Below are 23,356 nucleotides of genomic sequence, written 5' to 3'. Positions count from 1 at the left end.
GACACCGCGCTGATCCTCGGCATCCTGAGCGTGGTGGTGCTGCCCCTGCTGGGTCCCTTCGCGATCCGGCAGGCGCGCGAGGCCGAGAAGTTCGGCACCCCCGCCGTTCCCGGGCGGGTGCTCTGCTGGGTCGGCACCGTCCTGCTCGGCGTCCTGGTGCTGTTCCTCGTCCTGTGGCTGGTCGCCGTCGTGTTCCTGATCAGCTCCGGCGGCTGAGCCGGGGGCTGGGACGGATCCCGGCCCCCGGTCACCAGATGCGCACGCGCTCCACCTCGGGCAGCCACAGCGCGTCCGTCTCCCGGACCCCGAAGGCCTCGTAGAACGCGGGGACGTTGCGGACCACCTGGTTGGCCCGGAACTCGTTGGGGGAGTGCGGGTCGGTGGCGATGCGGTGGCGCAGCGCCTCGTCGCGGGACTTCTGCTGCCACACGTAGGCCCAGGACAGGAAGAGCCGCTGCTCAGGGCTGTAGCCGTCGATCAGCTCCCCGGGGCCGAAGGCGCTGCCGGTCTCCCGGGACATCCGCCACGCCTGGTGGGCGATCGTGAGCCCGCCCAGGTCCCCGATGTTCTCCCCGAGGGTGAGCTCGCCGTTGACGTGCGTGCCCTCCTCCGCCAGCTGCTCCGGGACCAGGCGGTCGTACTGGCGCACCAGCTCCGCCGTGCGCTCCTCGAAGGCCTGCCGGTCGGCGTCGGTCCACCAGTTGCGCAGCCGGCCGTCGCCGTCGCAGGTCGAGCCCTTGTCGTCAAAGCCGTGGCCGATCTCGTGGCCGATCACGGAGCCGATCGCGCCGTAGTTCACGGCGTCGTCGGCGTCCTCGTCGAAGAACGGGGGCTGCAGGATCGCGGCCGGGAAGACGATCTCGTTGCGCAGCGGGTGGTAGTAGGCGTTGACCGTCTGCGGGGTCATGAGCCACTCGTGCTTCTCCACCGGTTGGCCCGCCTTGCGGACGAGCTCGGCGAGCCGGAACTCCGTGGTGCGGATCCGGTTGCCCACGAGGTCCTCGGGGTCGATCCGCAGGGAGGAGTAGTCCTTCCACTGCTCCGGGTAGCCGATCTTCGGGGTGAACTGGGAGAGCTTCTTCAGCGCCTCCTGGCGGGTCTCCTCGGTCATCCAGTCCAGGCCCGTGATCGAGACGCGGTAGGCCTCCAGGAGGTTGGCCACGAGCTCGTCCATCCGCTCCTTGGCGGTGGGGGAGAAGTGTGCGGCGACGTAGAGCTCGCCCACGGCCTCGCCGAGGACCCCGTTGACGAGCTCGACCCCGCGCTTCCAGCGGTCCTTGAGCCGCGGGGTCCCCGAGAGCACGGTGCCGTAGAAGGCGAAGTCCTCCTCGACGAACGCGGACGACAGGTAGGAGGCGCGCGCGGAGACCAGGTGCCAGCGGGCCCAGGACCGCCAGGCCGGCAGCAGCTCGTCGACGAGCAGCTCCTCGACCCCGGTGAAGAAGCTCGGCTGGGCGTTGACCACGGTGCGCAGCGCCGCCCCGGGCAGCTCCGCGCCCTCGGCCAGGAGCCGCCAGTCGAGGACCGCGGTGGAGGCCGCGAGCTCCTCGAAGCCCATGGGGTTGTACATCTTGGTGAGGTCGCGGACCGTGACCTTGTCCCAGTGGTGGGAGGCGATCCGCGTCTCGAGGTCCACCACGGCGCGGGCCTGCTCCTCGGCGTCCTCGACCCCGGCCAGGGACAGCATGGTCCGCACGTGCTCCAGGTACTTCCCGCGGATCGCGGCGTGCTGGTCGTCCCGGTAGTACTCCTCGTCGGGCAGGCCCAGCCCCGACTGCCCCACGAACACGAGCTGGCGCTCGGGGTCGCCCGGGTCGGCGTCGACGTCCACGCCGACCAGGCCGCCCGCACCGCGGCGGATCATCCGGCCCAGGTGGCGCACCAGGCCGGGGACGTCCGCCACGGCGTCGACCTCCGCGAGGTCCGGGGCGAGGGGGGAGGCGCCGAGCGCCTCGATCCGCTCCTCGTCCATGAAGGACGCGTAGAGGTTCGCGATCTTGGACTCCACGGCCTCCGGGTCCCCGGCGCGGGCCCGGGTGATGAGCTCGCGCACGGCGGCCTCCGCCTGGTCCCGCAGCTCGATGAACGCGCCCACGGACGGCTTGTCGTCGGGGATCTCGGTCCGGCGCTGCCAGGTGCCGTTGACGTGGCGGTAGAGGTCGTCCTGGGGGCGGACGGAGCGGTCGAAGCCGGAGAGGTCGAACACCGAAGAGGTCACCGTGGATGTCATGCCCACCACGTTAACCGGCTCCCGGCGGAGCGGGCGGGCTGTTCCCCGACCGCTTAACCCGGTTCGTCCCGGGTGCGGCCCGTGTCCGCCACGGGGCCGGCCCCGGCGGGACCGTCCTCCCGGGTCAGGAGCGGTCGCCGGTGAACCGCGGCGGGCGCTTCTGCTGGAACGCGGCGAAGCCCTCGGCGTAGTCGGCGCTGCGGCACAGCTCGCCCTGCACCCGGTTCTCGTTCTCCACGGACTCCCACAGCCCCAGCCGCTCGTCGCGGATCTGGGCCACGAGCTCGCGGGAGGCGAGGAACGCGCCGGTCGCGCCCTCGGCCACGGCCGCCGCCTTGGCCCGGGTGAGCTCGAGCAGCTCGTCGGCTGGCACCGAACGGCTGAACAGGCCGGAGCGCACGGCCTCCTGGCCGCTCATCAGCTCGGCCGTGTAGATGAGGTCCAGGGTCCGGTGGGCGCCGAGCCGCTCGGTGAACAGGGCGTGCCCGCCCGAGTCGAGGGTCGCCCCGAGGCTGGCGAAGGGGGAGCCGATCTTCGCGCTGTCCGCGACGTAGACCACGTCCGTGGCGATCGCCAGGCCGAGCCCCACGCCCAGGCACGGGCCCTGCACGGCGGCGAACGTCGGGGCGGGGAACCGGGTCATGGCGCGCAGCAGCGGGGTGACCTTCCCGGCCAGGTAGCCGTGGGCGTCGTCGGTCGCGGGGTCCACGGCGGAGATGTCCCGGCCGGCGCAGAAGCCGCGGCCCTCGCCGCGCAGCACGAGGGCGCGGACGCCCGCCTGCGCCGCCTCGGCGTAGGCGTCGCCGAGCTCGGCGAGCGCGGCCTCGTCCAGGGCGTTCATCCTCCCGGGCGCGTTCAGCACCACTTCGGCCACGGATCCGTCGATGGTCAGGTCGATCACTGCTGCTCCTCGGTGAGGTCGGGGACTGGGTGCGGGAACCGGGATGCCGGGGGCCGGGTGTGGTGCCGGCGCCCGGCGCCGGGGGCGGTGCAGGACGGCCCGGGGCCCGGCACCGCGCAGGTGCCGGGCCCCGGGCCGCGCGGCTCAGGCGTCGAAGTCGACGGTGAGCTGCTCGGAGGTGGGACGCGTCTGGCAGGTGAGCACGTAGCCCTTCTCGATCTCGTCCTTCTCGAGGGCGTAGTTCTCCTCCATCACGAACTCCCCGGAGACGACCTTCGCGCGGCACGTGCCGCACACCCCGCCGGCGCACGCGAACGGGACGTCGGGACGGACCCGCAGGGCGGCGTTGAGGACGGTCTCCTGGGCGTTCTTGGGGGACTCGATCGAGGAGGAGAGCCCGTCCAGGGTGAACGTGATGTCGTAGCTCTCGCCCGAGGGGTCCGCCGGGACCACGCGTCCCTGCTGCCCCTGGGGGGTCTCGGGACGGCCGGTGCTGAAGAGCTCGAAACGGATCTTCTCCTCCGGCACGCCGCGCTCCGCGAGGGTGTCCCGGCACAGCTGGACCAGCTCGAACGGCCCGCACAGGAACCACTCGTCCGTCCGGTCCACCTGGAGCACCTCGTCCAGGATGTCCTGGAGCTTGTCGGCGTCGATCCGCCCGGACATCAGCGGGCTGATCCGCTGCTCGCGGGAGAGCACGTGGTGGACCGCCAGGCGGGACGGGTACTTGTCCTTGAGGTCCCCGAGCTCCTCGGCGAACATGACCTCCATCGCGGAGCGGTTCGCGTAGACGAGGTCGAACGTGGAGGACTCCGAGGCGCGCAGCACGGCCTTGGCGATCGCCATGATCGGGGTGATCCCCGAGCCCGCGGCGAAGGCCACGAGGTGCACCGAGGCGTTCTTCGCGACCTCCTCGGCGGCGAGCCGCTCGGGGTCGTTCATGCTGGTGAGCCCGAGCTTGGAGATGAACGCGCCCTGCGGGTTCATGACGTCGAGCGTGTCGCCGGCACTCAGGGAGCTGTTGGCCCAGGTGGAGAAGACCCCGCCGATGTCCTGCTTGATCGCCACCCGGATCTCGCCCGGCCGCGGCTCCGCGCAGATCGAGTAGGACCGGCGGACCTCCTGCCCGTCGATCCGGGCGCGCAGCGCCACGTACTGCCCGGGCAGGTAGTCGTAGTCGTCCACGAGCTCCGGGGGCACCGCGAAGGCCACCTCGACGGAGTCCGCGGTGAGCTTGCGGACCTGGGAGACCTCGAGGGTGTTGAACGTGGCCCGGCGCCGGGCAGGGGCGGTGATCTCGGTCATCAGTGCACCTTGAAGTAGTCGAAGGGTTCCAGGCACTCGTTGCAGACGTGGAGCGCCTTGCAGGCGGTGGACCCGAAGCGGGTCAGCTCGCGGGTGTTCAGGGAGTGGCAGCGCGGGCACTTGACGGTGAGCCCCAGCCGGACGGGGCCGGCGGCGGCCCGGCCGCTGGGCGGGGCGATGCCGTACTCGTCGAGCTTGCGCCTGCCCTCGTCGCTCATCCAGTCCGTGGTCCACGCCGGCTGCAGCACGAGGTCGACCCGCACGTCGTCGTAGCCCTCGGCGTTGAGCGCCCGGGTGACGTCCGTGGTGATGGTCTCCATCGCGGGGCACCCGGAGTAGGTCGGGGTGATGACGACGACGGCGCGCGCGCCCTCCAGCCGGGCGTCCCGCAGGATGCCGAGGTCGGCGATGGAGAGCACGGGGACCTCCGGGTCGTTCACCGTGGCGGCGATGTCCCAGACGCGGCCGGCGGCCTCGTCCCGGGGGCGCAGCTCGCGGCCGGTCACCTGCGTGGCGCCCGTCTGCTCGGAGCCCGTCATCGTCATCGCCTGCTCACCAGGTGGCGCCGGGGTGCCGGCGGGCCAGCACCTGCATCTCGGCGAGGATGTGGCCGCGCTGCTCGCTGAACTGCCCCGAGCGGTCGCCGCCCCAGGCGCCCAGGACCTCGGGGACGGACAGCCCCGCCTCGTCGAGGATCGCGGTGATCCGGCGGTCGAAGTCGGCGCGCAGGGAGGACGGGAGCACGGCGACGTCCCCAAGGGACTCGACGAGCTCGTCGTCGTGGAACAGCTCGTCCACGTAGGGCCACATGTAGGTGAGGCCGGCCTGGACGCGGCGCTTGGACTCCTCCGTGCCGAGGCCCAGGCGCAGGATCCACTGGCTGGCGTGGTCCTGGTGGTACTCGACCTCCTTGAGCGCCTTGTGTGCGATGGCCGCGAGCGTCGGGTCGGTGGAGCGGACGAGGCGGCGGTAGAGCTCGTACTGGTAGTAGGAGAAGATCAGCTGCCGGGCGATGGTCTGTCCGAAGTCGCCGTTCTCCTGCTCCACGAGGCGGCAGGAGCGGAACTCCTCCTCGTCGCGGAAGTAGGCGAGGTCGTCCTCGGTCTTCCCCCACGCGGTGCCCGCGTAGGTGAGCAGGAAGCGGGCGTGCCCGAGCAGGTCCAGGGCGATGTTGGCCAGCGCGATGTCCTCCTCGAGCTCCGGGGCCCGGGCGATCCACCAGCCGAGGCGCTGGGCGAGCATCAGGGCGTCGTCGCCCAGGTACAGGGCGTAGCGGGCCACGTCCTCGGGGGCCTTCGCGCCGCCGGCCCGGATGTCCTCCGCGGTGATGGCGTCGCCCGCGCTCTGCCGGGTCGCGGACTCGTGGGATGCGAAGCTCACAGGTGCTTCACCCCTTCGCTCTTGGTGTAGTACGTGGCGTGGCGGTAGCTCTTGCCCTGGGCGGACTCGAAGAACCCGCCCTTGGAGTCGGGGTCCGAGGCGGTGATCGCCGCGGAGGGCACCACCCACACGGAGGTCCCCTCGTTGCGGCGGGTGTAGAGGTCCCGGGCGTTGCGCACGGCCATCGTGGCGTCCGGGGCGTGCAGGGATCCGGCGTGGACGTGGGAGAGCCCGCGCGAGGACCGCACGAACACCTCCCACAGGGGCCACTCGTCCGAGGGCGCGCCGATCGGGCTCACGGTGTTCTCGCTCATGCTCAGGCTCCGATGAGTTCGGCGGAGGCGCGCTCCGCGGCGGTCTTGCGGGCGTAGGCGGCGGCGGCCTCGCGGACCCAGGCGCCGTCCTCGTGCGCCGTGCGGCGGCGCTGCATGCGCTGGAGGTTGCACGGGCCCCGGCCGCCGACGACGGCCTTGAACTCGTCCCAGTCCAGCGGTCCGTAGTCGTAGTGGCCGCGCTCCTCGTTCCACTTGAGGTCCGGGTCCGGCAGGGTCAGGTCCAGTGCCGCGGCCTGCTCCACGATCATGTCCACGAAGCGCTGGCGCAGCTCGTCGTTGGAGAAGCGCTTGATGTTCCACGCCATGGACTGCTTCGAGTTGGGCGAGTCGTCGTCCGGGGGGCCGAACATCTGCAGCGAGGGGCCGTAGAAGCGGTTCACGGCGTCCTGGGCCATCTGCTTCTGGGCGGGCGTGCCGTGGGAGAGCTCGTAGAGGATCTCCCAGCCCTGGCGCTGGTGGAAGGACTCCTCCTTGCAGATGCGGACCATGGCCCGGCCGTAGGGGCCGTAGGAGGCCCGGCACAGCGGGACCTGGTTGGCGATCGCCGCGCCGTCCACGAGCCAGCCGATGGCGCCCATGTCGGCCCAGGTGCGCGCGGGGTAGTTGAAGATCGAGGAGTACTTGGCCCGGCCGTCCAGCAGCTGCTGGTTGAGCTCGGAGCGGGGGGTGCCCAGGGTCTCGGCGGCGGAGTAGAGGTACAGCCCGTGGCCGGCCTCGTCCTGCACCTTGGCCATGAGGATGGCCTTGCGCTTGAGGGACGGCGCCCGGGAGATCCAGTTGCCCTCCGGCTGCATGCCGATGATCTCGGAGTGGGCGTGCTGCGAGACCTGGCGGACCAGGGTCTTGCGGTAGGCGGCGGGCATCCAGTCGCGCGGCTCGATCCGGGAGTCCTCGGCGATGATGCGGTCGAAGTGCTCCTCGCCCGCGCGGTCCAGCTCCGCCTGCTCGGCCGCGTCCGCGGCGGGCACGGCGTGGAGCCCGGTGTTCTGCGTAGTCATGGTGTCCCTCTTCCGACGAGATGGCGCCGCGGGGCGGGAGGGCCGCACGCGACTAACTGACCGTTCGTTCAGAATATAAGCCCCCGGGGGCGGCGTCAACAGGTGGCGCCGATGGTGTGCCGCCGCGCTCCTCCGGGGCGGCACGGGTTGACACGGGCGGCGGAGTGGGATTGTCTACTGAACATTCGGTCGTGAACTGTGAGGAGAGTTACATGTCCCAGGGCCATCCGATCCTCGCGGGGGACCACACCTCGCGCTGGATGGGCATCACCGTGGACCGTGCCGAGTACGGCCACGCCCAGATCCGCATGACCCTGCGGGAGGAGATGCTCAACGGGTTCGGCATCGCCCACGGCGGCATGGTCTTCGCCTTCGCGGACACCTGCTTCGCCCTCGCCTGCAACGACCCCGCCGGGGACGGCACCACCATCACGGTGGCCGCGGGAGTGGACATCAACTTCCTCGCCTCGGCCTACCGCGGGCAGGAGCTCACCGCCGTGGGGACCGTGCGCGCCCAGGCGGGGCGCAGCGGCGTCTACGACATCCAGGTCCTGGCCGACGGCCGGCTCATCGCCGAGTTCCGGGGCCGCAGCCGCACCATCCCCAACCCCGCCCTCCGCGCGGCGACGCCCGCGGAGCGCCCGGCCGGGGACCCGGCCGCGCAGCCCGTCCTGCAGTCCGCCCAGCCGTCCGCCCCGCAGCCCGAGGAAGTCTGACATGACCGAGTGCTCCGTCCCGAACCCCTACACCCCCGCCCCCGCCCCGGCGGACCGGTCGCAGCCGGACCCCGAGGAGACGATGAGCCGGGACCAGGTCGAGTCCCTGCAGGTCGAGCGGCTGCGCTGGACCCTGCACCACGCCTACGAGAATGTCACCGCCTACACGGAGCTCTTCGACGGGCACGGCGTGCACCCCGGCGACTTCAAGGAGCTCGAGGACCTCCGGCTCTTCCCGTACACGGACAAGGAGTTCCTGCGGAAGGCGTATCCGTTCACGTCCCTCGCGGTGCCGATGAGCGACGTCCGGCGGATCCACGCCTCCTCCGGCACCACCGGGCAGCCCACCGTGGTGGCGTACACGCAGAACGACGTCGACACCTGGGCGGGCCTCGTGGCCCGCTGCTTCCGGCTCTCTGGCGTGCGGCCCGGGGACAAGGTGCACAACGCCTACGGCTACGGTCTGTTCACGGGCGGGCTCGGTGCCCACTACGGCGCCGAGCGCCTGGGTTGCGCCGTCATCCCGATGTCCGGCGGGCAGACCGAGAAGCAGGTCCAGATGATCCGGGACTTCGAGCCCGAGGCCATCCTCTCGACCCCCACCTACCTGCTGACCATCGCCGACGGCTTCAAGAAGCTCGGCCTGGACCCGCGGGAGACGTCGCTGCGCACCGCGGTGCTCGGGGCGGAGCCCTGGACCGAGGAGATGCGCCGCGAGATCGAGACGGCCTTCGACGTCGACGCGTGCGACATCTACGGACTCTCCGAGGTCATGGGCCCCGGCGTGGCCGGCGAGTCCGCCGCGTCCAAGGACGGCTCGCACATCTGGGAGGACCACTTCCGCCCCGAGATCATCGACCCGTTCACGGACGAGGTCCAGGACACCGGCCAGCCCGGTGAGCTCGTGTTCACGGCGCTCACCAAGGAGGCCCTGCCGATCATCCGCTACCGCACCCACGACCTGACCCGCCTGCTGCCCGGCACGGACCGGCCCGGGCACCGGCGAATGGGCCGGATCACGGGCCGCTCCGACGACATGATCATCCTGCGCGGGGTCAACCTGTTCCCCTCCCAGATCGAGGAGCTCGCCCTGCAGGTGCCGGAGCTGAGCCCGCACTTCACGCTCGATATCACCCGCCCGCACCGGATGGACCAGATGACCATCAACATCGAGCGGCGCGAGCAGGTGACCGTCGAGGCCGCCGAGGCGGGCGGCCAGAAGCTCCTGCACGCCATCAAGACGAAGATCGGCTCCTCGGCCTCGATCCGGATCGCCGAGCCGGGGACCCTCGCCCGGTCCTCCGGCAAGCTGCGCCGCGTCTACGACCACCGCAAGGACGCGTGACGCCCCGGCGCCGACCCGCGCCGCGGCGGGCCCCCGCGGCGGCATAAGATCGTTGTCCTGCCCGTCCCCACCGAGATCGAGGTCCCCATGACGCACGCACCGGCGCCCGCCCCTCCGGACGGCGCGGCCCCGCGCCGGGGCCGGCCCGGCTACGACCGCGAGACGCTGCTCGGCGTGTGCGTGGAGGTCTTCAACGTGCACGGCTACGACGCCACGTCGATGGGGACGCTGTCCAAGCACCTGGGGATCTCCAAGTCCGCGATCTACCACCACGTGGAGTCCAAGGAGGAGATCCTCGAGCAGGCGCTGAGCCGGGCCCTCGACGCGCTCGAGGAGGTCCTGGCCGCCGCCGAGCGGACGGAGGCCCCGGCGGTCGAGCGGCTCGAGCAGGTGATCCGCGGGACCGTGCACGTGCTCGTGGAGCAGATGCCGTACGTGACCCTGCTGCTGCGGCTGCGGGGCAACTCCGAGGTCGAGACGAGGGCGCTCGAGCGCCGCCGCACGGTCACCCGCCGGGTCGGTGCGCTCATCGAGCAGGCGCAGGCGGAGGGTGACCTGCGCCGCGACCTCAGCGGCCGGTCCGCCTCGCGGCTGCTCCTGGGCATGATCAACTCGATCGTCGACTGGTACCGGCCGGACCCGGACAAGGCCGACGACGGGCTGGCCGACACCGTGGTCGCGCTCGCCTTCTCGGGGCTGCGGGCCCCCTGAGCCCGGCGCCGGTCCCGCCGGATGCCTCCGAGGACCCACCGGTCCGGGCCGTCACCGGCCGGGAAGGGTGCTACCGGTCCTGCGGCGAGGGGAGCACCGTCCCGCGGGCGGTCTCGTTCCGCGGCTCCACGCCCAGCCGGGCCCCCGTCCCGTCCCCGTCCACGGCGAGCATGTTCGCCGTGCCGAAGATCCCCGCTCCCACCGCGACGTCGTGGCCCCTGCGGCGCAGATCCTGGACCGCGGCCGGCGAGAAGTCCGCCTCCACCTGGAGGGTGTTGCCGACCTCGTGGGGGTGGTTGGACGCGGGGAAGGCCGTGCTGACGAAGCGCGGCTGCGCCACCGCCTGCTGGGGCGTCATGCCGAAGTCGACCACGTTCATGAACTGCTGCAGCTGACCCTGGGGCTGGGTGTCGATCCCGGTGGTGCCGCCCAGCAGGTACGGCCGGCCGTCGCGCAGGGCCATGAAGGGCGCGGAGGTGTGCCGCACCGTGGCCCCGGGCGCCACCGCGTTGACGTTGCCCTCGTCGAGGGACAGGAAGCTCATGCGCTCGTTGATGTGGATCCCCGTGTCGCCCACCACCAGGAACTGCCCGCCCCGGCTCGTGGTCACGGCGGCGGCGTTGCCCGAGGAGTCGGTGAGGTGGAACGTGGTGGTGTCGGAGGCCTGCCGGTCGATCCCGCTGCCGATCGGCCACCGCGCGGCCCGGTCGTCGTCGATGCGCGCCCGCTGCGCCCGGGCGTACTCGTCCGACAGCAGCTCCGCCACCGGCACGTCGGGGTCGTCGGGGGAGCGGCCGGAGAAGTCGTCCTCCGCCAGGATGTGGAGTGCCTGCAGCATCGCGATGCCCTGGCTGTTGGGCGGGTTCTGGTGGACCGTCACGTCCTCGCCGTAGTCGATGGAGATCGGCTCGACGATCTGCGCCGCATAGCCGCTGAAGTCCTCCAGGGTGAGGTATCCGCCGTCCTGCTCCGAGAAGGCCACGACGGCCTCCGCGACGGGCCCGCGGTAGAAGTGGTCCGGGGCGGCCCGGATCCCGGCGGCGCGGTCGGCCCCGTCCTCGGCCTCGCCGTCGTAGGCGGCCACCAGGTCCTCGAAGGTGCCGGCCATGTCCGGCTGGCGCACGGTGTCGCCCGCCTCCAGCAGGGCGCCGCCGCGGTGTAGAGCTCCGTCATGACCGGGCTCTGCCGGATGTTCGCCTCCTCCCGGGTCAGCCAGTAGACCATCTCGGAGCTCGCGGGATACCCCTCGCGGGCCACGGCGATCGCCGGCGCGAGGACCTCGCCCAGTCCCAGCTCGCCGTACTCGTCGAGCCAGAGCATCCACCCGTCCCAGGCGCCGGGGAGGATGGCCTGGTGCATGCCGAAGTCGCCGGCACGCGGACGGTAGTCGTCGAGCGTCGCCGCGCTCCCCACCGACCGGGCCCACACCGTTCAGGCTCGTCACGTCGTCGCTGTCCGCGTCGTAGTACAGCGCCCACGTGCCGCCGCCGAGCACGCTCGAGTAGTAGGGCTCCACCACGCTCAGCAGGGCGGCGACCGCGACGGAGGCGTCGGCGGCGGTGCCACCGGCCTCGAGGATCACCGCGCCCGCGGCGGTGGCCAGCTCGTGCGAGGACACCACCGCCTGGACGTGCGGGGCGGGGGGCCTCGGCGCCGCCCCGGGGCGGGCGCCGTGCCGGAGCCCGGCGCTGCTCCTGCGGTGCCGTCCGGGGACACCGGCGCCGAGGCCGCGGTGCCGGCCGGACCCGGCACGGTCCCCGCGCCGTCCGCCCCGCCGCGAACAGGCCGCCCCGGTCTCCCGGTCCCGCCCCCGTCAGCCGCTCAGACGGCGGGCCAGGTCTTCGCGACCAGGGTCAGCACGTCGTAGGTCGCCACGATCTCGTCGTGCTGGTTGTGCAGGATCGCGTCCCAGCAGACCTCGCCGTACTCGTCGGTGACCCGAGGGGTGATCTGCTTGGCGGTGAGGGTCACCCGGATGTGGTCGTCGTAGGTCACCGGCATGATGAAGCGCAGGTTCTCCAGGCCGTAGTTCGCCAGGACGGGACCGGGGGCCGGCTCCACGAACAGCCCGGCCGCCCAGGAGACCAGCAGGTAGCCGTGGGCCACCCGGCGCGGGAAGAACGGGTTGGCCGTGGCGGCCTCCTCGTCGGTGTGCGCGTAGAAGGTGTCGCCGGTCTTCTCGGCGAACTCGGTGATGTCCTCGAGGGTCACGGTGCGCAGCTCGGAGGCGAACTGGTCGCCGATCCGCAGCGTCTCCAGGGACTTGCGGAACGGGTGCTCGCCGGTGCCGTTCTCGACCGCCTCGCGGGTCACGGTGTTCGCCGCGGCGCCCCGGTGCCAGACCCCGGTCACCGCCGTGAGGATGTCCGGGGGCCCCTGGATCGCAGTGCGCTGCATGTAGTGCTTGACGCCGCGCACGCCGCCCAGCTCCTCGCCGCCGCCGGCGCGGCCTGGGCCGCCGTGGACCAGGTGCGGCATGGGGGAGCCGTGGCCGGTGGAGGTCTTCGCGTCCTGGCGGTTGAGGAAGTGCACACGCCCGTGGTGCGAGCCGATGCCCGCGGTGAACCGGGCGGCGGTCGCGCCGTCGTTCGTGCACACGGTCGCCACGAGCGAGCCGCCGCCGAGCGCGGCGAGCCGCACGGCGTCGTCGACGTCGGTGTAGCCGAGCACGGAGGTGACGGGGCCGAAGGCCTCGACGAAGTGCACCTCCGGGGTGTCCGGGTCGTCGAAGGACAGCACCGTGACGGGGAAGAAGGCGCCCGCCCCGGTGTCGGCGTCGCTGACGGAGGCGTCAGGGCCGCCCAGGCGGACGGTGCCGCCGGCGGCGACCAGGCGCTCCACGGCCCTGCGGACCTCGCCCTGCTGCTCCTTGGAGGCCAGGGCGCCCATGGTGACGCCCTCGGTGCGGGGGTCGCCGATGACCACGCGCTGCTGCACGCGCTCGGCGACGGCGGCCACGACGTCCTCCACACGGTCCTGCGGGACGATGACGCGCCGGATGGCCGTGCACTTCTGCCCGGCCTTGGAGGTGATCTCGACGAAGACGGCCTTCACGAAGGCGTCGAACTCCGGGGTCTCCGGGGTGGCGTCGGGGCCGAGGATCGCGGCGTTGAGGGAGTCCGTCTCGGCGGTGAAGCGCATCCCGCCGTCGATGACGTTGTCGTGGTGGCGCAGCGACTGCGCGGTGCCGGCGGAGCCGGTGAAGGCCACGTGGTCGCGGTAGTCCAGGTGGTCGAGCAGGTCCCGGGCGGAGCCGGAGACCAGCTGCAGGGAGCCCTCCGGCAGGATGCCGGAGTCGATCATCAGGCGCACGCAGGCGGCCGTGACGTAGCCGGTCGGCGTGGCCGGCTTCACCAGGGTCGGCATGCCGGCGAGGAAGGCGGGGGCGAACTTCTCGAGCATGCCCCACACCGGGAAGTTGAACGCGTTGATCTGCACGGCGACGCCGGGCATGCGGGTGTAGATGTGCTCGCCCAGGAAGGACCCGTCCTTGGAGAGCTGCTCCACCGCCCCGTCCACGACGACGTTGGCGTTGGGCAGCTCGCGCCGGCCCTTGGAGGAGAACGTGAAGAGGGTGCCGATGCCGCCGTCCACGTCGAAGAAGTGGTCCTTCAGCGTGGCCCCGGTCGAGTAGGAGACGTCGTAGAGCTCCTGCTTGTGCTCGGTGAGGTACTGGGCGAGCTCCTTGAGCTTGAGCGCCCGCTCGTGGATGGTGAGCTCCCCGAGGGAGTCCTGGCCCACGGTCCGGCCGTAGTCCACGGCGGAGGCGATGTCGATGCCGTCCGTGGACACGCGCGCCACGACCTCGCCGGTCGAGGCGTCGGCCACCTCCGTCACCTTCTGCGGGTTCTCCGGCGACCACCACCGGCCCCTCAGGTAGCTGGGGAGGATGGTCTGGGTCTGTGCTGCCACGGTGCGTGGTCCTTTCGCTCGGGTGCGCGCGGGCGGCCGGTCCGTCGCCCGCATCCTGACCGATCGTTCGGTATTATGACCACGATAACCTACGTCACACCCCGGGACCACTGCCCCACGGTGGTCCTGCCCCGTCGCCGAGCGCCCGAGGAGTGCCATGACCACGACCGAGACCCACGAGCCCTGGCGCATCGTCCTGGGCGAGCTCGACGAGAAGATGGGCGTCACCGTCCTCGAGGAGTCGGCGGAGCGGGTGGTCGCCTCCATGCCCGTCGAGGGCAACCGCCAGTCGCTGGGCCTGCTCCACGGCGGCGCCATGGTGGCCCTCGGCGAGGCCGTCGGTTCCTGGGCCGCGGTGATCCACGCCTCCACGATGGGCAAGGTCGCCGTGGGCGTGGACGTCAACGCCACCCACCACCGGTCGTCCCGCACGGGCACGGTGACCGCCACGGCCACCGCCCTGCAGCTCGGGCGCTCCCTCACGTGCCACGAGGTTGTCCTCGAGCACGAGGACGGCGCCCGGCTGTGCACCGTGCGGATCACGAACTTCCTCAAGGACAAGCCGCAGCAGGCCACGAACCCCGCCGAGGGCTAGACCGGGAGCCACGCCCGGGGATCCGCCGGCCGGCGGGTCGGGACGCCGGCCGGGGGCGGATCAGGACGGACCGTGGAGCCGCCGCCGCAGGGCGGCCAGCTCCTCGGGCGACAGCCCGGCGTCCACGAGCCAGCGCTCGGCGTCGAACCCGTCCAGCAGCTCCTCGAGGGCCGCGCGACGCCCCGCGAGCAGCGGGGCGAGCTCGTGCTCGGGGTGGTGGCGCTCGACCGGGTGGGGGACGGGCGAGACGCGGTGCCACTCGTTGATCCCGCGCGCGGCGGCCTCGTCCTCCGCGACGAGGCGCTCCGGGGGCGCTCCGGCCAGCCCCAGGAGCAGCAGCGCGAGCACCCCCGTGCGGTCGCGGCCGGCAGAGCAGTGCACCACCACGGCGCCCTCGGCGGTCGCGACCGCCCGCACCGCCTCGGCCAGGAAGGCCGGGAACAGCCGCAGGTAGTCGCGGTAGCCGCGCGGGTGGTGTAGATAGGGCGTGCCCACCAGCGGGAACTGCGGATGGGTGGGGTCCTCGGTGGGGCGGTGCAGCACCGTGATGCCGGCGCGGGCGGCCGGGTCGTCCGCGGGGTCCGTAGGCCGGCGCCGCCGCTCGTCCGCGTTGCGCAGGTCCACGACCGTGCACACCCCGTCCGCCGCGGCGGCGCGCCACCCCGAGGGGCTCAGCCGCTCGGAGCGGCCCATCCGCCACACGTCGCCGGCCAGGCGCCGGGCGTTGAGCGCGCCGTCCCACGCGGCGGGGGTCCCGGGCTGTGCGTGCATGCCCCCACCCTAGGTCCCGCGTCCGACGGCGCGCCCCGCCCGCCCGCGCCCGGGAGGGCGGGGCGGCAGGGGGTGGGTGCTAGTGGTCGTAGTCGAAGAAGCCCTTGCCGGTCTTGCGGCCGAGCTCGCCGCGGGCCACCATGTCCCGCATCAGCTGCGGGGGAGCGAAGCGCGGGCCGAGCTGCGACTCGAGGTACTCAGCGATGCCCAGGCGCACGTCCAGGCCCACGATGTCCGTCAGGGCCAGGGGGCCGACCGGGAACTTGTAGCCCAGGACCATGGCGTTGTCGATGTCGGCGGGAGAGGCCACGCCCTCCTCGACCATGCGGATGGCCTCGAGGGCGATCGCCACGCCCAGCCGCGACGAGGCGAAGCCGGGGGCGTCGTTGACGACCACCGGGGTCTTTCCGAGGCCCTCGACCCACTGCACCGAGAGCCGCCTGAGCTGCTGGCCGGTGTGCTTCGAGTTCACGACCTCCACGAGCTTCGAGGCCGGCACGGGGTTGAAGAAGTGCAGCCCGCAGAACCGCTCGGGGCGTCCCAGCTGCTCGGCCAGCCCGTCCACGGACAGCGAGGAGGTGTTGGTGGCCAGCCACGCGGTCTCGGCGAGGTGGCGCTCGACCTCCTGCAGGGCCGAGACCTTCAGGTCCCACGCCTCGGGGACGGCCTCGACGACGAGCTCGCAGTCCGCGAAGTCGGCGTGGTCGAGGGAGACGGTCAGGTTCTCGGCCCACTCGTCCAGGTTGCCGTCCACGCCCCCGCGCTCCAGGGACTTGGCGAGGTCCCGCTCGATCCGCTCGCGGGCGGCCTCCGCGGCCTGCCCGTCCCGCTCCACCACGGTCACCCTCGCCCCGGCGAGCAGGAAAGCGTGGGCGATGCCCGCGCCCATGCGGCCTCCGCCCAGGACGCCGACGACGGCGGGAACGGCCAGTGCGTGCTTCTCGGTCATGGTCAGGGTGCTCCTACTTCTTGTTCTTCTTGCGGTCCAGGAAGGCCTGCATGCGGTCGAACTTCGCCTCCGACTCGAAGAGCACGGCCTGGGCCAGCTCGTCGATGTGCGGGTGGGCGGACGGGGGCGCCGCGAAGACCCGCTTGGAGATCCGCACGGCCAGGGGGTCCTGGGCGCCGATCCGGTCGGCGAGCGCGTGGGCGGCGCCGACGAGCTCCGCGGGCTCGTGCAGCTCGGTGACGAGGTGCAGGGCCAGGGCCTCGTCCGCGCCGAGGATCCGGCCGGCGAGCAGGATGTCCAGGGCGACCGCCTCGCCGACCAGCTCCTTGAGCCGCCATAGCCCGCCGGCGGCGGCGATGATGCCCAGGTTCGTCTCCGGCTGGCCGATCGTGAGGTGCGGGGTGGCGATGCGGAAGTCCGCGGCGTAGGCCAGCTCCGCGCCGCCGCCCAGGGCGTAGCCGTCGATCGCGGCGATCACCGGCATGGGCAGCTTGTGGATCCGGTCGAAGATCCGGGAGTTGATCCCGGCCAGGGCGTCGTCGCGGCGGCGTTCCCGCAGCTGCGCGATGTCGGCGCCGGAGGCGAAGATCCCCCGGCCGTTCACCTCGGTGCCGGAGAGGATCAGGATCTTCGGGTGCCGCTCGAGGTGGCCGCACACGGTGTGCAGCTCCTCGACCATGGTCGCGTCGATGGCGTTGCGCACGGCGGGGCGGTCCAGGACCACGTGCAGGCGGTCCTCGCGCTCCTCGAGCCGCAGGGCGGTGAACTCCGTGCCGAGGATCTCGCTGGGCCCGACCATCAGAGCTTCTCCACGAGCATCGCGGTGCCCTGGCCCACGCCCACGCACATGGTGGCGAGGCCGCGGTCGGCGCCCTCGCGCTCCATCCGGCCCAGCAGCGTCACCACGAGCCGGGAGCCGGAGGAGCCCAGCGGGTGGCCGAGCGCGATCGCCCCGCCGTCGTTGTTGACGGTGCCGGCGTCGAGGCCGAGGCGGCGGATGCAGGCCAGGGACTGGGAGGCGAAGGCCTCGTTGAGCTCGACCGCCCCGAGGTCGCCGATGCCCCACCCGGTGCGCTCGAGCACCTTCTGGGTGGCAGGGACGGGGCCGATGCCCATGATTTCCGGGGCCACGCCGGCGGAGGCGCCGTCGACGATCCGGGCCCGGGCCTGCAGCCCGTACTTCTCGGCCGCGCGCTCGGAGACCACGAGGATCGCCGAGGCGCCGTCGTTGAGGGAGGAGGCGTTGCCGGCGGTGACGACCGTCCCGTGGTCGACCACGGGGCGCAGCCGGGCGAGGGCGTCCATCGTGGTGCCCGGGCGGGGGCCCTCGTCCGTGTCGACGACGGTCGTCGCACCCTTGCGGCCCGTGACGGTCACCGGGACGATCTCGGGAGCGAAGCGTCCGGCGTCGATCGCGGCGATCGCGCGCTCGTGGGAGGCCACGGCGAAGGCGTCGGCGTCCTCGCGCGAGATCCCGTCGACGATCGCGACCTCCTCGGCCGTCTCCGGCATCGAGTAGGTCATCTTGTCCTGCTTCTTGAACTCGGGGTTGGTGAAGCGCCAGCCGATGGAGGTGTCGAAGACGTCGCCGGGCTTGGCGTAGGCCTTGGTGGGCTTCTCCATCACCCAGGGGGCCCGGGACATGGACTCCACGCCGCCGGCGACGACGATGTCGGCGGCGCCGGCCTTGATCATGTGGGAGGCCATGATGATGGCCGAGAGCCCGGAGGCGCAGAGCCGGTTGACGGTGATGCCGGGGACGGTGTCGGGGAAGCCGGCGAGCAGCCAGGCCATGCGGGCGACGTTGCGGTTCTCCTCGCCGGCGCCGTTGGCGTTGCCGAGGATCACCTCGTCCACGTCGTGCGGGTCGATCCCGGCGTCGGTCACCGCGTGCCTGACCACGAGGGCGGCGAGGTCGTCGGGGCGCACGCTCGCCAGCGCGCCGCCGTAGCGGCCCACCGGGGTGCGGGCCCCACCGACGAGGAGGGCCTGAGGGGTTGAGGGCATGGGTGAACTCCTGTCGCGACGGGGTGCGGCCAGCATCCGGGCACCGTCGCCCGACTTTACTGACCGATCGTTCATCAAACCTTCCCACGCGTGCGCCCGCGGGGTCAACAGAGCCACGACCGCAATCGCCTGTGGCGTGCTTCACAAATCGGGGTCCGGGGGCTACCGTGGAACTGATACAGCATTTGACTATCCCGGGCGGCACCGGCCCGGGCCAGACCCCGGGTCCTGCGCGGCCCCACGAAGGAGACGGCACATGGGCACCACCAAGTCGTTCGCGTCCTCGGCCGACCTCGGCGAGAAGCAGAAGACCCTCGAGATCCTGGCCGAGGGCGTCTACGCCCTCACGGCCGAGGGGGACCCGAATATCGGGGCGATCGAGGGGGAGGACTTCCTGGTCTGCTTCGAGGCCCTGGCCACCCCCGTGGTGGCCGACGAGTGGCTGGCGGAGCTGCGGAAGCACACCGACAAGCCGATCCGCTACCTGGTGCTCTCCCACTACCACGCGGTGCGCGTGCTCGGCGCCTCGGCCTTCCACGCCGAGACGATCGTCGCCCACGAGAACACCTACAACCTCATCGTGGAGCGCGGCAAGGAGGACTGGGCCTCCGAGTTCGGCCGCATGCCGCGCCTGGCCAAGGGCGCGGACACCGTCCCGGGCCTGACCTGGCCCACGGTGACCTTCCGGGACAAGCTGACCATCGACCTCGGCGGGGACCGCGGGGACCTCGTGCTCCAGCACTTCGGCCGCGGCCACACCGAGGGCGACATCGTCGCCTGGCTGCCCCAGCAGAAGATCCTCTTCGCCGGGGACCTGGTCGAGGCCGAGGCCGCCCTCTACACCGGGGACGCCTTCCACCGCGACTGGGCGAGCCACACCCTCGACGCCGTCAAGGCGCTGGGTGCGGAGCAGCTCGTGGGCGGGCGCGGGGCGGTCTCGAGGGGCCGGGAGGCCGTGGACGCGGCGATCGAGCAGACCCGCCGCTTCCTGGACGTCATGATCGAGGAGGTCGGGGCCGTCCAGCGCAACGGCGGCACCCTGAAGGACGCCTTCGAGGCCGTGCACACCGCCCTCTACGACGACTTCGGCCACTGGCCGATCTTCGAGCACTGCCTGCCCTTCGACGTCTCCCGGCTGTGGGACGAGCTCTCGGGCATCGAGCGCCCCGTCATCTGGACCGCCGAGCGCGACCGCGAGGTCTGGGACCAGCTCCAGAACGGCTGACCCCGGCCGCACGAGCAGCGACACGAGAACGAGGAGGGCGACAGTGAGACGAATCGACTCCGGCAAGGTGCTGGTGCTCGGCAACGGGCCCGTGGGCCAGACCGCGGCGCTGCTGTTGGCGCGGTGGGGCATCCCCGTCACGATCCTGGACGCCCGCGCCGAGCGGGACCCCATCGGGTCCAAGGCGATCTGCCAGCAGCGCGACGTCCTGGAGGTCTGGGAGGCCGTGGGCGTGGGCCGGCAGGTGGCCGCCGAGGGCGTCACGTGGGACACCGCGCGCACCTTCTACCGGGAGAAGGAGCTGTTCGCCCAGCCCTTCCGGGACAGGGGGCAGTCCCCGTTCCCGCCGTTCGTGAACATCTCGCAGACCCGCACCGAGGAGCTGCTCGCGGCCAGGATCGCCGCCGAGCCGCTGATCGAGGAGGTCTGGGGCCACGAGATCGTCTCGATCACCCAGGACGAGCGCTCCGTGACCGTGGTGTGCTCCTGCTTCGACGGGAGCCGGGCCGAGATCGTGGCCGACTACGCGATCGCCGCACTCGGCTCGAAGGCGCGGTCGCTGCGCGACCAGCTCGGGGTGAGCTTCGACGGCCGCTCGTTCGAGGACAAGTTCCTGATCTGCGACATCCGGGCCGACATCCCCGGCTGGGCCACCGAGCGCCGCTTCTACTTCGACCCCGAGTGGAACCCTGGCCGGCAGGTGCTCATCCACCCGTGCCCGGACTCGACCTTCCGGATCGACTGGCAGGTGCCCGGCGACTACGACCTCGCCGCCGAGGAGGCCTCCGGGGCCCTCGACGCGAGGATCCGCCAGATCATCGGGGACACGGACTACGAGATCGTCTGGAAGTCCGTCTACCGCTTCCACGCCCGGCTGGCCTCCCGGATGCGGGTGGGCCGGGTGCTGCTGGCCGGGGACTGCGCGCACATCGTCTCCCCGTTCGGCGCCCGCGGGCTCAACTCGGGCGTGGGCGACGCCGAGAACGCCGCCTGGAAGCTGACCTCGGTGCTGCGCGGCAACGCCGATCCGGCGCTGCTGGAGTCCTACGACGTCGAGCGCCGCGCCGCCGCCGTCGAGAACCTCGAGGTCACCGAGGCCACCATGGACTTCCTGGTGCCCCGCACCGAGGAGCAGCTGGCCGAGCGGCTCGCCAAGCTCGAGCGGGCGATCGGAGACCCGGCCGCGTCTACCTACGTGGACTCCGGGCGCCTGGCCGAGCCCTTCTGGTACGTCGACTCCCCGCTCACCACCCCGCACCCGACCCGGACCTTCCCCGGGCGCCCGCCCAAGGGGGAGGTCCCCGCCCCCGTCCCCGGCGTGCTGCTGCCGGACGTCCCGGTCGCCGTCCCGGGCATCGCCGCCGACCGCGTCCGCGAGCTCGCCCGCTTCGGGATCCTGCTCCTCACCGGCCCGGCGGTCGACCAGGAGCTCGTGCGCGGGACCGCGCTCGCCGCCATCAGGTCCCCGCTGCGCCTGCACGCCATCGCGGACATCGACACCACCGGCAAGCTCGCCGAGGCGCTGAAGCCGGAGCCGACCGACGTGTGGGTGATCCGCCCCGACTCGCACATCGCGGCCGTGGTGGACGGCACGGACCACCGGGCGCTGAGCCGGGCCCTGCAGAACACCGTCGCCGCCCCCGGTTCGGAGGCGGCCCGGGTCCTCGCCGAGCGCGAGCGGCCGCCGGGGCCCCCCAGGCGGCGGGGCTCCGCGCCGGAGACCGTGCCCCGGGAGGTCGTCGCCGCCGGCTGACGGCGGACCGTGAGATCCTGGCGTCCTCATCGCAGACTCGAGCCGGCGCGTCCCGCCGGGGTCACCGGAGGTGCAGGATGTCGTTCCAGGAGTCCATGGAGCTGGTCGGGGAGGCCATCGACGTCGCCGGCGTGGTCGCCATCGTCGTCGGGACGGTGGTGGCGACCCTCCTGGCCGGGCGGGACCTGCTGGGCCGCGGGAGCGGGGAGCGCGACACCTACGAGAGCTACCGGCAGCGGCTCGGCCGCTCGATCCTGCTGGGCCTGGAGCTGCTCGTGGCCGCGGACATCATCAAAACCGTCGCCATCACCCCCACGTTCGAGTCGGTGGGGGTGCTGGCGCTCATCGTGGTCGTGCGGACCTTCCTCAGCTGGTCCCTCGAGCTCGAGATCAGCGGGCGGTGGCCGTGGCAGAAGAAGCAGGACGAGGCGGCGCCCCTGCCCGAGCGCGCCGCGTAGGCCCGCCGGGCCCCGGCCGGGCGCTCAGGCCTCGGGCGGGTACTCCTCCGGGCGCAGGTCCCGGCTGCACGGGACCCGGTGGCCGGGCACCAGCTGGTTGGCGGCCCGCGCCAGGCTGTCCCGGTGCCGGGGCGGCAGGTACAGGGCGTGGTGCAGGTAGGCGTCGAGCTCCAGCTCCCCGACCTCTCCGCCCAGGTGGACGTACCGCAGCCACAGGTCGCGCGCACCCAGCCCGGTGCTCGTCAGCGCGGTGCGAATCAACCTGGCCTGCGTCCTGGCGATCGTCCGGTCGTCCATCTGACCCCTTCTGCCCGCTGCCACCAGGATAGTCGGCGGACCACGGCGGGGGCAGGGCGCACGGGCGCCCGGACCGGGCCCTCGGGGGCGTCCGGGGCCGCGGCTATCCGCGGTCCGGTTCCGGGCGCGCCTGCGCGCGCAGCCCCGCGCCGACGGCGCCCAGCCACGCCTCCACCGACGAGCGGGCCTGCCCGGTGCCCGGGTAGCGCGCCCGCAGGTGCAGGCCGCCCTCGCCCACCACGAACCACACCTGCACCCCGGTGGTCGGCGCCGACGCGGAGATGTGCTGCGCCCGCAGCTCCGGCGCCAGGGTGGCGGGCAGCCGCCGGTAGTCGAGGTAGGACAGCATGAACATCCCCGGCGGGACGGGCATGCCGCCGTGGGGCCGCAGGATCGGCTCCAGGGCGTGCGAGCCCAGCTCCAGCGTCTCTCGCACGGCGGCGCGGCAGGCCTGCGGATCGGGGTCCGAGCACTCGAGCACCGAGTTGGTGATGAACCAGCCCACGGCGTCGCGCCAGTGCGGCTCGGTGCGGCTGTGCACGGGCAGGACCGCGCGCAGGGGCCGGCCGGCCAGCTCGGCGGTCGCCCGGGTCAGCACCGAGACCACCAGGACCAGCAGCCGGACGTGCAGCGCGTCGGCGCAGGCCTCCAGGCGGGCCAGGCCCTCGGCGTCGAGGACGTCGTGCGTGGTCACCGTCTCGGGCGCCGGGGCACCGGGCTCGCCCAGGGGCAGGGGGAAGACGGGCAGGGCGCCGTCGCCGTCCGCGAGGATCCGCGCCCAGCGCCGCACCACGTGCGGCGGTGCCGGGGGGCGCGCGGCGAGCTCCCGCGTGTGCTCGGCGAAGGACGCCGCGGGCGCCCGGCCCGCGCCGGCCGGGCGGCCGGCGCGGAGATCGTCCAGCCCGTCGAGCAGGTCCCGGGCGAGCAGGGGCAGGGACCAGGCGTCCACGTGCGCGTGGTCGGCGGCGAGCACGACGACGGCGGGCCCGGCCGCGGGCTCGATCAGGCACAGCCGGTGCGAGGGCCGGGCCAGCGGGGAGCAGGCGACGTCGGCCACCGCCTGCAGGGCCGCCCGCGTTCCCGCGGCGCCTACCTCGTGCCGGGTCCACACGGGGCGCACGGCGTCGGCGATCTCGTGCAGCCGGACGCGGCCGTCGTCGTCGGCGGAGAAGACGGTGCGCAGCGTGTGGTGCCGCCGCACGACACCCGCCCAGGCCTCGCCCAGGTGCGCGGCGTCCACCGGCGCGGGAAGCTCCACGGCCACGGCCATCCAGGACCCCGGGCGGGGACCGGCTCCGACGTGCATGCCCTGGTCGAAGGACACCGGCAGCGGCCGGCCAGCGCCCTCGGCGGGGACGGTGCAGCTGGACAGGCGGCCCTCGGGCAGCCGGGCGTGCGTGATGCTGGTCAGCCGCATGCGCACCTCCTGGTCGGGCCGGAGCGGTCCGGCCGCCGAGGACGCGTCCGG

Annotated in this window: 21 protein-coding genes and 3 pseudogenes; 8 read left to right on the top strand and 16 right to left on the bottom strand. The window is 72.9% G+C overall.

What is annotated here, in order from left to right; genetic code table 11:
* Window positions 1-30: 30 nt before the first annotated feature.
* Window positions 31-216 carry a hypothetical protein gene (locus tag RF647_RS02385; RefSeq protein WP_368810332.1) on the top strand — a complete coding sequence of 62 codons (186 nt, stop codon included), beginning with the start codon at window positions 31-33 and terminating at the stop codon, window positions 214-216.
* A 31-nt stretch (window positions 217-247) separates the two neighbouring features.
* Here RF647_RS02385 and RF647_RS02380 read toward each other — a convergent pair whose 3' ends face one another.
* The 7 genes from RF647_RS02380 to paaA form a co-directional block, all read right to left on the bottom strand.
* A complete protein-coding gene (locus RF647_RS02380) occupies window positions 248-2,230 on the bottom strand; it encodes a M13 family metallopeptidase (RefSeq protein WP_368810331.1) in 1,983 nt (660 codons plus the stop codon).
* A 124-nt stretch (window positions 2,231-2,354) separates the two neighbouring features.
* Window positions 2,355-3,131 carry an enoyl-CoA hydratase/isomerase family protein gene (locus tag RF647_RS02375; RefSeq protein ID WP_368810330.1) on the bottom strand — a complete coding sequence of 259 codons (777 nt, stop codon included), beginning with the start codon at window positions 3,129-3,131 and terminating at the stop codon, window positions 2,355-2,357.
* Window positions 3,132-3,275: 144 nt separating this feature from the next.
* Window positions 3,276-4,436 carry a 1,2-phenylacetyl-CoA epoxidase subunit PaaE gene (gene paaE, locus RF647_RS02370; protein ID WP_368810329.1) on the bottom strand — a complete coding sequence of 387 codons (1,161 nt, stop codon included), beginning with the start codon at window positions 4,434-4,436 and terminating at the stop codon, window positions 3,276-3,278.
* Window positions 4,436-4,981, bottom strand: a complete 546-nt coding sequence (paaD, locus tag RF647_RS02365; protein ID WP_017833088.1) for a 1,2-phenylacetyl-CoA epoxidase subunit PaaD — start codon at window positions 4,979-4,981, stop codon at window positions 4,436-4,438. The genes paaE and paaD overlap by 1 nt, the downstream gene beginning before the upstream one ends.
* 7 nt (window positions 4,982-4,988) lie before the next feature.
* Window positions 4,989-5,816 carry a 1,2-phenylacetyl-CoA epoxidase subunit PaaC gene (paaC, locus tag RF647_RS02360; protein ID WP_368810328.1) on the bottom strand — a complete coding sequence of 276 codons (828 nt, stop codon included), beginning with the start codon at window positions 5,814-5,816 and terminating at the stop codon, window positions 4,989-4,991.
* Window positions 5,813-6,130: a 1,2-phenylacetyl-CoA epoxidase subunit PaaB gene (gene paaB, locus RF647_RS02355; RefSeq protein WP_017833090.1), complete on the bottom strand. Its 318-nt coding sequence runs from the start codon at window positions 6,128-6,130 to the stop codon at window positions 5,813-5,815. The genes paaC and paaB overlap by 4 nt, the downstream gene beginning before the upstream one ends.
* A gap of 2 nt (window positions 6,131-6,132) precedes the next feature.
* On the bottom strand, window positions 6,133-7,149 hold the full coding sequence (gene paaA, locus RF647_RS02350) for a 1,2-phenylacetyl-CoA epoxidase subunit PaaA (protein ID WP_017833091.1): 1,017 nt from the start codon (window positions 7,147-7,149) through the stop codon (window positions 6,133-6,135).
* 212 nt (window positions 7,150-7,361) lie between these two features.
* Here paaA and RF647_RS02345 point away from each other — a divergent pair.
* From RF647_RS02345 to RF647_RS02335, 3 genes and pseudogenes are all read left to right on the top strand, one after another.
* Window positions 7,362-7,754, top strand: a pseudogene (locus tag RF647_RS02345) (hotdog fold thioesterase); the annotation flags it as partial.
* A gap of 112 nt (window positions 7,755-7,866) precedes the next feature.
* On the top strand, window positions 7,867-9,210 hold the full coding sequence (locus tag RF647_RS02340; protein ID WP_368810327.1) for a phenylacetate--CoA ligase family protein: 1,344 nt from the start codon (window positions 7,867-7,869) through the stop codon (window positions 9,208-9,210).
* An 87-nt stretch (window positions 9,211-9,297) separates the two neighbouring features.
* Window positions 9,298-9,921, top strand: coding sequence for a TetR/AcrR family transcriptional regulator (locus RF647_RS02335; protein WP_368810326.1), 624 nt, complete (start codon window positions 9,298-9,300; stop codon window positions 9,919-9,921).
* 70 nt (window positions 9,922-9,991) lie between these two features.
* Here the strand turns inward: RF647_RS02335 and RF647_RS02330 are convergent.
* The 3 genes and pseudogenes from RF647_RS02330 to paaZ all read right to left on the bottom strand — a co-directional run bounded on the left by RF647_RS02330 (window position 9,992) and on the right by paaZ (window position 13,833).
* Window positions 9,992-11,280: pseudogene (locus tag RF647_RS02330) on the bottom strand (gamma-glutamyltransferase family protein).
* A gap of 73 nt (window positions 11,281-11,353) precedes the next feature.
* Window positions 11,354-11,503: pseudogene (locus tag RF647_RS02325) on the bottom strand (gamma-glutamyltransferase); the annotation flags it as partial.
* A gap of 239 nt (window positions 11,504-11,742) precedes the next feature.
* Window positions 11,743-13,833: a phenylacetic acid degradation bifunctional protein PaaZ gene (gene paaZ / locus RF647_RS02320; protein ID WP_368810325.1), complete on the bottom strand. Its 2,091-nt coding sequence runs from the start codon at window positions 13,831-13,833 to the stop codon at window positions 11,743-11,745.
* A gap of 157 nt (window positions 13,834-13,990) precedes the next feature.
* Between paaZ and RF647_RS02315 the strand changes: the two genes are divergently transcribed.
* Complete coding sequence (locus RF647_RS02315) at window positions 13,991-14,428, top strand: PaaI family thioesterase (protein WP_017833096.1); 438 nt, start codon at window positions 13,991-13,993, stop codon at window positions 14,426-14,428.
* A gap of 60 nt (window positions 14,429-14,488) precedes the next feature.
* On the opposite strand, the gene RF647_RS02310 is transcribed toward RF647_RS02315, so the two are convergent.
* The 4 genes from RF647_RS02310 to RF647_RS02295 all read right to left on the bottom strand — a co-directional run bounded on the left by RF647_RS02310 (window position 14,489) and on the right by RF647_RS02295 (window position 18,155).
* The gene (locus RF647_RS02310) at window positions 14,489-15,199 is read right to left on the bottom strand and encodes a tyrosine-protein phosphatase (protein ID WP_368810324.1); all 711 of its coding nucleotides are present in this window, start codon (window positions 15,197-15,199) and stop codon (window positions 14,489-14,491) included.
* Between the two features lie 79 nt (window positions 15,200-15,278).
* Complete coding sequence (locus RF647_RS02305) at window positions 15,279-16,148, bottom strand: 3-hydroxyacyl-CoA dehydrogenase family protein (RefSeq protein WP_368810323.1); 870 nt, start codon at window positions 16,146-16,148, stop codon at window positions 15,279-15,281.
* Window positions 16,149-16,161: 13 nt separating this feature from the next.
* Window positions 16,162-16,947, bottom strand: coding sequence for an enoyl-CoA hydratase/isomerase family protein (locus RF647_RS02300; protein WP_368810322.1), 786 nt, complete (start codon window positions 16,945-16,947; stop codon window positions 16,162-16,164).
* The gene (locus RF647_RS02295) at window positions 16,947-18,155 is read right to left on the bottom strand and encodes an acetyl-CoA C-acyltransferase (protein ID WP_368810321.1); all 1,209 of its coding nucleotides are present in this window, start codon (window positions 18,153-18,155) and stop codon (window positions 16,947-16,949) included. Before RF647_RS02295 ends, RF647_RS02300 begins: the two co-directional genes overlap by 1 nt.
* 256 nt (window positions 18,156-18,411) lie before the next feature.
* Here RF647_RS02295 and RF647_RS02290 point away from each other — a divergent pair, with 256 nt between their 5' ends.
* From RF647_RS02290 to RF647_RS02280, 3 genes are all read left to right on the top strand, one after another.
* Window positions 18,412-19,380, top strand: coding sequence for an MBL fold metallo-hydrolase (locus tag RF647_RS02290; protein ID WP_368810320.1), 969 nt, complete (start codon window positions 18,412-18,414; stop codon window positions 19,378-19,380).
* A 43-nt stretch (window positions 19,381-19,423) separates the two neighbouring features.
* Window positions 19,424-21,133, top strand: a complete 1,710-nt coding sequence (locus RF647_RS02285; RefSeq protein ID WP_368810319.1) for an FAD-dependent monooxygenase — start codon at window positions 19,424-19,426, stop codon at window positions 21,131-21,133.
* Window positions 21,134-21,210: 77 nt separating this feature from the next.
* The gene (locus RF647_RS02280; protein ID WP_368810318.1) at window positions 21,211-21,591 is read left to right on the top strand and encodes a DUF1622 domain-containing protein; all 381 of its coding nucleotides are present in this window, start codon (window positions 21,211-21,213) and stop codon (window positions 21,589-21,591) included.
* A gap of 24 nt (window positions 21,592-21,615) precedes the next feature.
* Here RF647_RS02280 and RF647_RS02275 read toward each other — a convergent pair whose 3' ends face one another.
* Both RF647_RS02275 and RF647_RS02270 read right to left on the bottom strand, forming a co-directional pair.
* The gene (locus RF647_RS02275) at window positions 21,616-21,888 is read right to left on the bottom strand and encodes a hypothetical protein (protein ID WP_052132991.1); all 273 of its coding nucleotides are present in this window, start codon (window positions 21,886-21,888) and stop codon (window positions 21,616-21,618) included.
* 103 nt (window positions 21,889-21,991) lie between these two features.
* Window positions 21,992-23,305, bottom strand: a complete 1,314-nt coding sequence (locus RF647_RS02270; RefSeq protein WP_368810317.1) for a condensation domain-containing protein — start codon at window positions 23,303-23,305, stop codon at window positions 21,992-21,994.
* Window positions 23,306-23,356: the final 51 nt, after the last annotated feature.

This window comes from Kocuria sp. CPCC 205263, from assembly GCF_040981075.1.
Classification (GTDB): Bacteria; Actinomycetota; Actinomycetes; order Actinomycetales; family Micrococcaceae; genus Kocuria; species Kocuria rosea.
The sequence above is the reverse complement of the archived record's forward strand: the minus strand, read 5'-3'. Positions and strand labels throughout refer to the sequence as shown.

What these genes read in the sequence shown, in the direction of transcription:
- RF647_RS02280 (WP_368810318.1), top strand. Translation starts at nt 21,211, where the DNA reads ATGTCGTTCCAGGAGTCCATGGAGCTGGTCGGGGAGGCCATCGACGTC.
- RF647_RS02305 (WP_368810323.1), bottom strand. Translation starts at nt 16,148, where the DNA reads ATGACCGAGAAGCACGCACTGGCCGTTCCCGCCGTCGTCGGCGTCCTG.
- RF647_RS02340 (WP_368810327.1), top strand. Translation starts at nt 7,867, where the DNA reads ATGACCGAGTGCTCCGTCCCGAACCCCTACACCCCCGCCCCCGCCCCG.
- RF647_RS02310 (WP_368810324.1), bottom strand. Translation starts at nt 15,199, where the DNA reads ATGCACGCACAGCCCGGGACCCCCGCCGCGTGGGACGGCGCGCTCAAC.
- RF647_RS02290 (WP_368810320.1), top strand. Translation starts at nt 18,412, where the DNA reads ATGGGCACCACCAAGTCGTTCGCGTCCTCGGCCGACCTCGGCGAGAAG.
- RF647_RS02295 (WP_368810321.1), bottom strand. Translation starts at nt 18,155, where the DNA reads ATGCCCTCAACCCCTCAGGCCCTCCTCGTCGGTGGGGCCCGCACCCCG.
- RF647_RS02335 (WP_368810326.1), top strand. Translation starts at nt 9,298, where the DNA reads ATGACGCACGCACCGGCGCCCGCCCCTCCGGACGGCGCGGCCCCGCGC.
- RF647_RS02300 (WP_368810322.1), bottom strand. Translation starts at nt 16,947, where the DNA reads ATGGTCGGGCCCAGCGAGATCCTCGGCACGGAGTTCACCGCCCTGCGG.
- RF647_RS02270 (WP_368810317.1), bottom strand. Translation starts at nt 23,305, where the DNA reads ATGCGGCTGACCAGCATCACGCACGCCCGGCTGCCCGAGGGCCGCCTG.
- paaE (WP_368810329.1), bottom strand. Translation starts at nt 4,436, where the DNA reads ATGACCGAGATCACCGCCCCTGCCCGGCGCCGGGCCACGTTCAACACC.
- paaA (WP_017833091.1), bottom strand. Translation starts at nt 7,149, where the DNA reads ATGACTACGCAGAACACCGGGCTCCACGCCGTGCCCGCCGCGGACGCG.
- RF647_RS02275 (WP_052132991.1), bottom strand. Translation starts at nt 21,888, where the DNA reads ATGGACGACCGGACGATCGCCAGGACGCAGGCCAGGTTGATTCGCACC.
- paaB (WP_017833090.1), bottom strand. Translation starts at nt 6,130, where the DNA reads ATGAGCGAGAACACCGTGAGCCCGATCGGCGCGCCCTCGGACGAGTGG.
- RF647_RS02315 (WP_017833096.1), top strand. Translation starts at nt 13,991, where the DNA reads ATGACCACGACCGAGACCCACGAGCCCTGGCGCATCGTCCTGGGCGAG.
- paaD (WP_017833088.1), bottom strand. Translation starts at nt 4,981, where the DNA reads ATGACGATGACGGGCTCCGAGCAGACGGGCGCCACGCAGGTGACCGGC.
- RF647_RS02380 (WP_368810331.1), bottom strand. Translation starts at nt 2,230, where the DNA reads ATGACATCCACGGTGACCTCTTCGGTGTTCGACCTCTCCGGCTTCGAC.